At 50.0% G+C, this 10,365-nt stretch carries 5 protein-coding genes; 2 read left to right on the top strand and 3 right to left on the bottom strand.

The genetic code is table 11. The features are described from left to right. Positions 1-21 precede the first annotated feature (21 nt). Positions 22-2,859 (top strand): alginate lyase family protein, encoded by a 2,838-nt coding sequence (locus tag HMPREF9442_RS12410; protein WP_008629131.1) that lies wholly within the window; start codon positions 22-24, stop codon positions 2,857-2,859. 191 nt (positions 2,860-3,050) lie between these two features. Here HMPREF9442_RS12410 and ppdK read toward each other — a convergent pair whose 3' ends face one another. Then, on the bottom strand, positions 3,051-5,771 hold the full coding sequence (ppdK, locus tag HMPREF9442_RS12405; protein ID WP_008629130.1) for a pyruvate, phosphate dikinase: 2,721 nt from the start codon (positions 5,769-5,771) through the stop codon (positions 3,051-3,053). Positions 5,772-5,927: 156 nt separating this feature from the next. Here ppdK and rlmD point away from each other — a divergent pair, with 156 nt between their 5' ends. After that, positions 5,928-7,349, top strand: a complete 1,422-nt coding sequence (gene rlmD / locus HMPREF9442_RS12400) for a 23S rRNA (uracil(1939)-C(5))-methyltransferase RlmD (protein ID WP_040603097.1) — start codon at positions 5,928-5,930, stop codon at positions 7,347-7,349. Between the two features lie 68 nt (positions 7,350-7,417). Here the strand turns inward: rlmD and HMPREF9442_RS12395 are convergent, their stop codons facing one another. Both HMPREF9442_RS12395 and HMPREF9442_RS12390 read right to left on the bottom strand, forming a co-directional pair. Continuing rightward, positions 7,418-8,227 carry a Cof-type HAD-IIB family hydrolase gene (locus HMPREF9442_RS12395; protein WP_008629128.1) on the bottom strand — a complete coding sequence of 270 codons (810 nt, stop codon included), beginning with the start codon at positions 8,225-8,227 and terminating at the stop codon, positions 7,418-7,420. 6 nt (positions 8,228-8,233) lie between these two features. Continuing rightward, positions 8,234-10,357: a Tex family protein gene (locus HMPREF9442_RS12390; protein WP_008629127.1), complete on the bottom strand. Its 2,124-nt coding sequence runs from the start codon at positions 10,355-10,357 to the stop codon at positions 8,234-8,236. Positions 10,358-10,365: the final 8 nt, after the last annotated feature.

The raw sequence follows: 10,365 nt of genomic DNA, 5'->3' as shown, positions 1-10,365 counted from the left end.
TGTTCATTAAAAACATTTACCATGAAGAAAAGATACTTGATAGTCATGACGCTATGCAGTTCGTTATGGCTGAATGCACAAAACTTCATCCATCCCGGCATGTTGCATACGCAGGCCGATCTGAACCGGACAAAAGCCAAGGTAGAAGTCGGCGAGGAGCCTTGGGCTTCCGCTTACAGGAAACTGCTGACTAGCCCGCATGTCAGTTTGGACTGGAAGGCTGCTCCGGTCGAGAAAATCGTACGCGGAGGCCGGACGATTTGGGAACCCGACCCGGACAATTACCAGTTGGCTTACCGGGATGCCGCCACGGCTTACCAATGTGCGTTGGTCTGGCACATATCCGGCGATAAGGCGTATGCGGACAAGTCCGTCCAAATCCTTAATGCTTGGGCCAAGACCTGCAAGAAGGTGAGCGGAGACACGAATGCCTGTCTGGCATACGGGCTGTATGGCTACCAGTTTGCCAACGCTGCCGAACTGATGCGCGACTATCCGGGATGGGATGCCACGGACTTCGGACGCTTCAAAGAATGGATGCTGAAAGTGTGGTACCACGGGGTAATCGGTTTCCTGCAAGGACGCAACGGGACACAAGACGACCATTATTGGTCGAATTGGGGCTTGTGCAACGTGCTGTGTGCGATGAGCATCGGTATCTTGTGCGACGATGTCTTCATCTACAACCAAGCCACGGAATATTATAAGTATATGGAAGACCACCGTTACGGCGAGTCGCTGCATCATTTGGTCTGGAAACTGCATCCGGACGAACGCGGACCTTTCGGCTACTTCGGGCAGATGCAGGAATCCAACCGCGACCAAGGGCATGCCGAAATGGCACTGGCGTTGGCCGCAGACCTTTGCGGTACGGGACGCAACCAAGGCGATGACTTTTATGCCCTGATGGACGACCGTATCGTATGCGGGTTTGAATATGTCAACGCCTATAATTCGGGAGTGGATGATTTGCCGAACAGTCCTTATACGAATTGCGACGGGACTTTCATGAGGATGGGGGATTGGGCACGGGGTACTAACCGGCCGGCTCAAGCCCGTATCGTGAATTATTATGAGAACGTACGGGGGATAGACGTGCCTTACTCCAGGAAGATGCTCGAAATGAACGAAAACGGCATAGACGCAGGAGGAGGATTCGGCGGAGGTAACAGCGGCGGCTACGATCATTTGGGCTTCAGCACCCTGATGTGTACGCTCGACCCGTTGGAGGACAAGACTAAGGTTCCCACGGTCCTGAACGGGAAAATCACGTATGAAGGCCGTGAAATCGACCGGCCTGACGTGAACTGTATCCCCAAAGGGGCGACCGTGACCCTGACGGCCCTATTGCCGGACGGAGAAACGGATACCGGTAAATGGGCATGGGACGATGACCCGGCATGCACTTCCTCCACACGTGACATCGTGTTGGACACTTCGCGTACCTTCCGTGTGCATTATACCAATGAAAAAGGCGTGAGCAACACGCAGTTGTTCGCCCTTCATGTGGAAGGGGAGGGATGGACCGGCAACTTTACTCCTTATTATAAAATGAACGGTACCACGGGAACAGACACGTTGATTTACGTGAAGAAATATGATGATCTGACATTTGGGATGGAGTATATTGATACTCCTGTGCGTGAATGGAAGTGGGAAAAAAGTACCAATGGGCAGAATTGGAATGCACTGGGTCATAACGAAAATCTGATGACGCTGCCGAGCGTTTCATCGAATGCTTATTACCGGGTGACAATGACCAATCAGGCCGGTGCCCGATTACAACAAACGTTCCGCGTGGAGGTATCGGAAATAGACCCGTTTATTGCGTATGGCGACGATAAAAACTATAGCGGGACTACCTTGGCCGTGCCACGCCACACGGCCGTGTCTTTGTACGCCTCGCCGAACTCCCTGCTTGCCCAGTCCGCCAACTCCACGCGCATTTACAAGTGGATACTCGACAAAGACACCATACAAGCTGACACATTGACTTTCCACCTGAACGATTTGGGTGGAAAAGTGGCCGACCTGAACGATACCTTGTGTGTCGGAGTGTTGGACACCTGCATGGAATACACGTTGATGTTCCACCGCGTTTCACAAACAGGCTCAAAGGCCGAAACCGTCTTGCATTTCAATCTGCCTGTATATGAATCCAATACGCTCGAACCGCAAGCCAAAGACAGTTTTTATATCAAAGACCCGCAAACCGGCCGGTATTTGCGAAACACGGATGCCACGTTCACAGCTCTGGACGAAACCGACGACCGCTCGTTTTTGTGGAGGATACGTCCCATGCCACTTTATGGCGACCGTTACATGTTTGTCAGCCAAACGGATAACAATAAACATTTGTCTGACGAAGGGACACTGACTACAAAGAACGATTATTCCAAACATTCCTTCAATCTCTTCCGCAAATATTCGGATGAAGACCTGTACGCCATCGGTCTTTCTTCTTCCGCAGGCTCAGGTTTTCTCGAAACCGATGCCGACAACCTGGCTTTAAGCGTAACGACGAGAAGCGTGTTTTCGGAATTTCCTTTCGCCATCATCCGGAAAGTACAACCGGACGGCCCTGATGGCATCAAAGACCGTCGGAACGAAACAGAGTATACCGTAAATCCTATCGTCAGCTATTCCTGCCACGGGCAAGAGTTGTACTTGAAGAGCAAAGAAGCCGGAATATTACGTATTTACTCGTTATCCGGCGTGCTTCTGCAAACGGAAACCTGCGAAATGGGTGACAACCACATACGTCTCCTCTTTCGGAACAAAGGGATATGTATCGGATTATACGCTACTTCTACGGGCAAACGCCAGTCCATTAAAATTACAAGAAATAGCGTCATATAGAAAAATTGTTCATAAGTTGCCCGCATCAAACTGATGCGGTAGGTATGAGTTTTGCCCCTAAGGTAGAGATTGTTTTCAGATAATAACGACAAAAAACGACCGATTCCCTTATGAACATACATAAAGAAATAGACCTGTGCAATGGATGCGCAGGTCTATTTCTTTAATTATTGCAATCAGACGAATTCGAATCAATCTTCGATGGCCGCCTGCGCCGCAGCAAGACGGGCAATAGGCACTCGGAAAGGAGAACAAGATGCATAGTCCATTCCTATTTTAGCACAGAACTTCACGGAAGAAGGTTCACCGCCATGCTCTCCGCAAATGCCGGTACGGATGCCCGGACGTACGCTGCGTCCCTTTTCCACTGCCATCTTAATAAGCTGGCCCACGCCGTTCTGATCCAACACCTGGAAAGGATCTACTGTCAGAATCTTCTTTTCCAAATATACCGGCAAGAAACTGGCAATATCATCACGTGAGTAACCGAATGTCATCTGTGTCAAGTCGTTCGTTCCGAAAGAGAAGTACTCAGCTTCCGAAGCGATACGGTTGGCTGTCAGGGCCGCACGAGGAGTCTCTATCATAGTGCCGATTTCAAACTCCACTTCGATACCCTCTTCGGCGAAAACTTCCTTAGCCGTAGCCAAAATGACTTCTTTCTGCTGTTTCAATTCGTAAAGAATACCTACCAACGGTACCATGATTTCTGGTTTCGGGTCCTTACCTTCTTTCTTCAACTCGCAGGCTGCACCCAAAATGGCACGGGTCTGCATTTCGGTAATTTCCGGGAAAGTAATCCCCAAACGGCATCCACGATGACCCAACATCGGGTTGTTCTCGGCAAGGCTTTCCACACGTTTCTGGATTTCTTCCACACTGACACCCATCTCATCGGCCATCTTCTGTTGTCCCTTCAAGTCATGGGGGACAAATTCATGGAGTGGGGGGTCGAGCAAACGAATGTTCACCGGACAGCCATCCATAGCTTCAAGAATACCCTTAAAGTCGCTCTTCTGATAAGGAAGCAGTTTGGCCAAAGCTTTTTTACGGCCTTCCACGCTATCGGCCAGAATCATCTCACGCATGGCCACAATCTTCTGGTCTTCAAAGAACATGTGTTCCGTACGGGTCAAACCGATACCCTTTGCTCCGAAAGAACGAGCCACTTGTGCATCGTGGGGCGTGTCGGCATTCGTCCGTACCTGAAGCTTCGTATATTTGTCACACAAATCCATCAGAGCCTTGAAGTCACCAGACAGCTCAGCCGCTTTCGTCGGTATTTCTCCGGCATAAACTTGTCCCGTAGAACCGTTCAAGGAGATGTAATCGCCTTCTTTATATACAACGCCTTCAATCTCCACAGTCTTGTTCTTGTAGTTCACATTGATGGCACCGGCACCGGACACACAACATTTACCCATACCACGAGCCACTACGGCCGCATGGGAAGTCATACCTCCACGGGCTGTGAGAATACCTTCGGCTGCCGACATGCCGGCCAAATCTTCGGGAGAGGTCTCGATACGTACCATAACCACCCGATGGCCGTCCTCACGCCATTTCTGGGCATCGTCTGCGTGGAACACGATTTGTCCGCATGCCGCACCCGGAGAAGCCGGCAAACCTTGCGTAATCACCTTGGCTTTCTTCAACGCATCCTTATCGAACACAGGATGGAGAAGCTCATCCAGTTTTTGAGGTTCACAACGTTTCAATGCCGTTTTTTCGTCTATCAATCCTTCACGTACCAAGTCCATGGCAATCTTCACCATGGCCGTACCGGTACGTTTGCCGTTGCGCGTCTGCAAGAACCAAAGTTTGCCTTCCTGGACCGTGAACTCCATATCCTGCATATCGCGATAGTGGTTTTCCAATTTAGCCTGAATGGCATCAAGTTCTTTATAAATCTCAGGCATAGCCTCTTCCATCGAAGGATATTTGGCAGCACGTTCCTCTTCCGAGATACCTTGCAGGGCAGCCCAACGGCGTGAACCTTCTATCGTAATTTGCTGAGGTGTACGGATTCCAGCCACAACATCCTCACCTTGTGCATTCACAAGATACTCACCGTTGAACAGATTCTCACCCGTTGCGGCATCGCGGCTAAAACAAACACCCGTAGCCGACGTCTCGCCCATATTGCCGAATACCATAGCCATGACAGAAACAGCCGTACCCCATTCGTCGGGTATGCCCTCCATCTTACGGTAAAGGATAGCACGTTCGTTCATCCAACTGCGGAATACGGCGCAGATGGCTCCCCAGAGTTGCTCCATCGGGTCGGTAGGGAAGTCGTTTCCGGTCCGTTCCTTGATAGCTTTCTTAAAACGAGCCACCAAATCTTTCAACTCATCCACCGACAAATCCTTGTCCAACTCTATCCCGCGAATGGCTTTCACTTCGTCTATGATGGCTTCGAACGGGTCGATATCCTCCTTATTCACCGGTTTCATACCCAACACTACGTCACCGTACATCTGAACAAAACGGCGGTAAGAATCGTACACGAAATGAGGATTGCCCGTCTTGCGCACCATTCCTTCGGCTACTTCATCATTCAAGCCCAAGTTAAGAATGGTGTCCATCATTCCCGGCATGGAAGCCCGGGCACCGGAACGAACCGAAACCAACAACGGATTCTCAGTGCTTCCGAACTTACTGTTCATCAGGTTTTCTACATGGGCTACCGCAGCATTGACCTCAGCTTGGAGTATTTCTACGATTTTCTCTTGCCCTACCTCATAGTATTCATTGCAAACATCAGTTGCAATAGTAAAACCGGGAGGCACAGGTATGCCGATAAGATTCATTTCGGCGAGATTAGCACCTTTGCCACCAAGTCTCTCTCTCATCTGGGCATTGCCCTCAGCCTGCCCGTTTCCAAAAGTATAAACTCTTTTTTCACTCATTTTTCAAAGTTTGTTTTTGAATTAGTTAACAAAATAAATTAATGCAAAACTACTCAAAAAAAATGGGCTGCAAAAGGAAAAACAAGAAAAAATGCAAAAAAAATGCTACTTTTGTTCCCTGAAATCAAAATAAGAAACCCAATAAACTCATCGGATATGACCCGAAAAAGAAAAGAATTCCCTATATTAGAGAATATTACAATTACGGATGTGGCAGCCGAGGGCAAAGCTCTGGCCCGTGTGGACGACATGGTAGTTTTCGTTCCCTTTGTCGTTCCCGGAGATGTGGTCGACCTGAAAATCCAAAAGAAAAAACATCATTATTGCGAAGCGACAGCCGTAAAGTTCCACCAATACTCTCCATTTCGGGCCGTACCTTTCTGCCCGCATTTCGGAGTTTGCGGCGGTTGCAAGTGGCAGTGTCTCCCATATAAAGAGCAACTTAAATACAAGCAACAGCAAGTTTTGGATAACCTTACCCGCATCGGTAAGGTAGAACTCAACGGCGTACAACCTATATTGGGTTCCGTGAAAACGGAAGAATACCGAAACAAGTTGGAATTCGGCTTTTCAAACAAGAGATGGCTGACACCGGAAGAAATAGCGTCCGGAAACGCATATCCGCAGAACGGAGCCGTAGGATTCCACACCTGCGGTTCGTTCGACAAGATATTACCCATCGAACAATGTCGTCTGATGGACGATATCAATAACCGCATCCGTAACGCCATCCGTGACTACGGATACGAGCATCGGTTGACATTCCACGATCAGCGGGAACATGCCGGATTATTGCGTAACATGATGATCCGCAATTCCAATACGGGCGAATTGATGCTTCTTATGCAGTTCTGCATCACCAACGATACGGAAAAAGCGCAGGCCGAGGCATTGATGGGTTATCTGGCCGAAACATTCCCGGAGATTACCTCTTTATTATACGTAAACAACCTCAAATATAATGATACGATAGGAGACTTGGATGTCATCACGTTTAGGGGAAACGACCACATTTACCTGCAGATGGAAAATCTGAGGTTCAAGGTCGGTCCGAAAAGTTTCTACCAGACCAATACCGACCAGGCGTATGAATTATATAAGGTAGCGCGAGACTTTGCAGGCCTCACCGGTACGGAACTGGTTTACGACTTGTATACCGGAACCGGAACCATCGCCAATTTCGTGGCCGGGAAAGCCCGGAAGGTCATCGGAATAGAATATGTGCCCGAAGCCATTGAGGATGCCAAAATCAATTCACAAATCAACGGAATCGGCAATACCCTGTTTTTCGCCGGTGACATGAAGGACATCCTGAACAAGGAATTCATCGCGGCACACGGCCAACCGGACGTAATCATCACGGACCCTCCAAGAGCCGGCATGCACAAAGACGTCATAGAGACCATCCTGTTTGCCGCACCGCATCGCATCGTCTACGTCAGTTGCAATCCGGCCACACAGGCGCGTGACCTGGCTTTGTTGGATTCTCAATACAAAATCATGGGAGTACGCCCCGTGGACATGTTCCCACATACGCAGCACGTGGAAAACGTGGTCATGTTGGAAAGAAGAGCGTAAACACAAAAAATGCAGGAAAGGTTTCAAGTTCCAACCTTCCTGCATTTTCTATGTATCAAGATTCGGAGTTATTCCCAAAAGAACTTCTCCACCACTGCGGCCACACCGTCCTCCTCATTCGAGAGAGTAACATAGTCTGCGGCTTTTTTTACGACATCCTGCGCATTAGCCATGGCTATTCCCAGACCTGCAAACTGTATCATGGATAAGTCGTTGAATCCGTCGCCCACAGCCACCATTTCTTCCGGCTTCATGCCCAACTCGTCCAATAGGACGGCAAGGCTTCGCGCCTTGTCGATACCATTGGGCACCAATTCCAGGAAAAACGGTTCGGAACGGAATACATTCATCCGCCCTTCCAAATCTTGCTTCATCTTTTGCTCCAGCACGGACAACGGTTCCGGGTCGCCCACAATCAGGCACTTCGGAACAGGGAAATCGAACACCTCCAGGAAATTCGGTACGGTAATGCTGGGCATCCTGTTCAGAAAAGCCTCATGCTGCACGTACGGATTCCCCGCGTCTTCCGATACGATGTATTCGTCCTTGTAGCTCAATATTACGAAACCGTTCTTTTTCGCGCATTCATATAAATAAGGATATACTTTCGGGTCGAGTTCATTCTCATACATCATCTTCTTGGTTTTCCAATCAATGATTTGCCCTCCGTTGTAGGACAGGATATAACCCTCGAAGTCCCCGAGGCGCAGTTCTTCGGCCAATGGGGCGATGCCGTAGGTGGGCCTTCCGGAAGCCAGCACGATTTTCACGCCCGCTTCCTGTGCCCGGATGAGGGTTTCCCTCGTATGCACCGTGATTTCTTTTTTCTTGTTCGTCAAAGTCCCGTCCAAATCCAGGACCAAAATCTTGTATTTCATAAATTCTCAGATTTTCAATGATAATGCAATCCGTTTGCGTTCCTTGTCCACCTGCAGCACGCGCACGTTCACCTGTTGGTGAAGCGAAACGACTTCGTTCGGGTCGCTCACATAGCGGTCGGCCAACTGCGAAATATGCACCAAACCTTTCTCGTGCACCCCGATGTCTACGAAACAACCGAAATTCGTAATATTGGAAATGATGCCCGGCAATACCATCCCTTCCTTCAGGTCGTCCATCGTATGCACATTGGGATCGAAAGAAAAGGCCTTTATTTTGCTGCGCGGGTCGCGCCCCGGTTTGTCCAGCTCGCTCATGATGTCGTTCAGCGTAGGAAGGCCGCAATCCTCCGTCGCATACTGTTCCAACGGAATGCTCCGCCGCAATTCCTTGTTGCGGATGAGTTCTTCCACGGAAGCCCCCGCATCCTTGGCCATCCTTTGCACCAAGGCATAACGTTCGGGATGCACGGCTGTATTGTCCAAAGGATTCTCACCTCCCGGAATGCGCAAGAAACCGGCGCACTGCTCAAAGGCTTTCGCCCCCATGCGCTTCACTTTCATCAAATCTCGCCGGGTGGGGAAGGGGCCGTTTTCCGCACGGTAGTCCACGATATTCTGCGCCAGTTGCGGTCCCAACCCCGAAACGTAAGTCAATAGTTGGCAACTCGCAGTATTCAAGTTGACTCCCACGGCATTCACGCAAGACTCTACCGTACGGTTCAACGTTTCCCGCAGTTTCGTCTGGTCCACGTCGTGCTGGTATTGCCCGACACCAATGGATTTCGGGTCTATCTTCACCAATTCCGCCAACGGGTCCATCAACCTGCGTCCGATGGAAACGGCACCGCGCACCGTCACGTCATATTCCGGAAATTCCTCACGGGCGATTTTGGAAGCCGAATAGATGGAAGCCCCGTCTTCACTCACCACGAACGCTTCTACCGGACGGTCGAAACGGACAGATTGCACGAAGCTCTCCGTCTCGCGACTGGCCGTACCGTTCCCTATGGCTATGGCCTGTATGTCGTACTGTTCCACTAATTTCTGCAACTTCCGTTGCGCCTGTGCATATTCATTACGCGGAGGGTGGGGGTATACCGCTTCGTTATGCAACAAATTCCCCTGGGCATCCAAGCATACCACCTTGCATCCCGTACGGAATCCGGGGTCTAAGCCCAACACGCGTTTCTGCCCCAAAGGCGGAGCCAAAAGCAGTTGGTGAAGATTTTGCGCGAAGACCCTGATGGCCTCATCATCGGCTTTTTGTTTGGAAGCGGCTGCAAATTCCGTTTCGATGGAAGGTTTAATCAAACGCTTATAACTATCTGTCAATGCGGAAGCTACAAGTTTACTACATTCACCGTTCCCTTTGACGCACAAACGATTCAAGTTCTCTACGCAGGTCTCGTCGTCCGGCGAAATAGCCACCTTCAGGATACCTTCCGCCTCTCCGCGTCGCAAAGCCAACAGGCGATGGGATGAACATCGCTTCAACGGTTCGCTGAAATCAAAATAATCACGGTATTTTGCCCCTTCCTCCTCTTTACCCTTCACCACTTTGGAACTGATGACGGCTCCACGGCGGAACTGTTGGCGCACGGCATTCCGGCAACGTTCGTTCTCGTTGAACTGTTCGGCCAAAATATCCGAAGCCCCAGCCAAAGCCTCGTCCGCATCCTTTACTTGCCCGTTCACATAACGTCCGGCCACTTCGCGTATGTGCGCCTCACGCTGCATGGCGATAATTACGGCCAAGGGCTCCAGTCCTTTCTGCCGGGCAATCTCGGCACGCGTACGACGTTTCGGTTTATAAGGCAAATAGATGTCTTCCAATTCCGTAGCGTCCCAACAAGCCACGATTCTCCGTTTCAGTTCATCGGTCAACTTGTCTTGCGCCTCGATGGAAGCCAATATCGTTTCCTTTCGTTTCCCCGTCTCGACCAATTTGTCATACACTCTTTTGATTTCTCCGATTTGCACTTCATCCAGCCCTCCGGTCATCTCCTTACGGTAACGGCTGATAAAAGGGATGGTAGCCCCTTCCGCTAATAAATCCAAGGTGCGTGCCACTTGTCTTTCGGCAATGGAAAGTGTAGCGGCAACCATCTTGCTCAATTCCGGTTGCATAAAATAAG

The sequence above is a fragment of the Paraprevotella xylaniphila YIT 11841 genome (assembly GCF_000205165.1).
Lineage (GTDB): Bacteria > Bacteroidota > Bacteroidia > Bacteroidales > Bacteroidaceae > Paraprevotella > Paraprevotella xylaniphila.
Note: the sequence above shows the minus strand (reverse complement) of the source record. Positions and strands in the feature narration are given on the sequence as shown.

Bases quoted from the DNA above. Each gene is read 5' to 3' on its own strand.
- HMPREF9442_RS12410 (WP_008629131.1), top strand. From the start codon at position 22: ATGAAGAAAAGATACTTGATAGTCATGACGCTATGCAGTTCGTTATGG.
- HMPREF9442_RS12395 (WP_008629128.1), bottom strand. From the start codon at position 8,227: ATGAAATACAAGATTTTGGTCCTGGATTTGGACGGGACTTTGACGAAC.
- ppdK (WP_008629130.1), bottom strand. From the start codon at position 5,771: ATGAGTGAAAAAAGAGTTTATACTTTTGGAAACGGGCAGGCTGAGGGC.
- rlmD (WP_040603097.1), top strand. From the start codon at position 5,928: ATGACCCGAAAAAGAAAAGAATTCCCTATATTAGAGAATATTACAATT.
- HMPREF9442_RS12390 (WP_008629127.1), bottom strand. From the start codon at position 10,357: ATGCAACCGGAATTGAGCAAGATGGTTGCCGCTACACTTTCCATTGCC.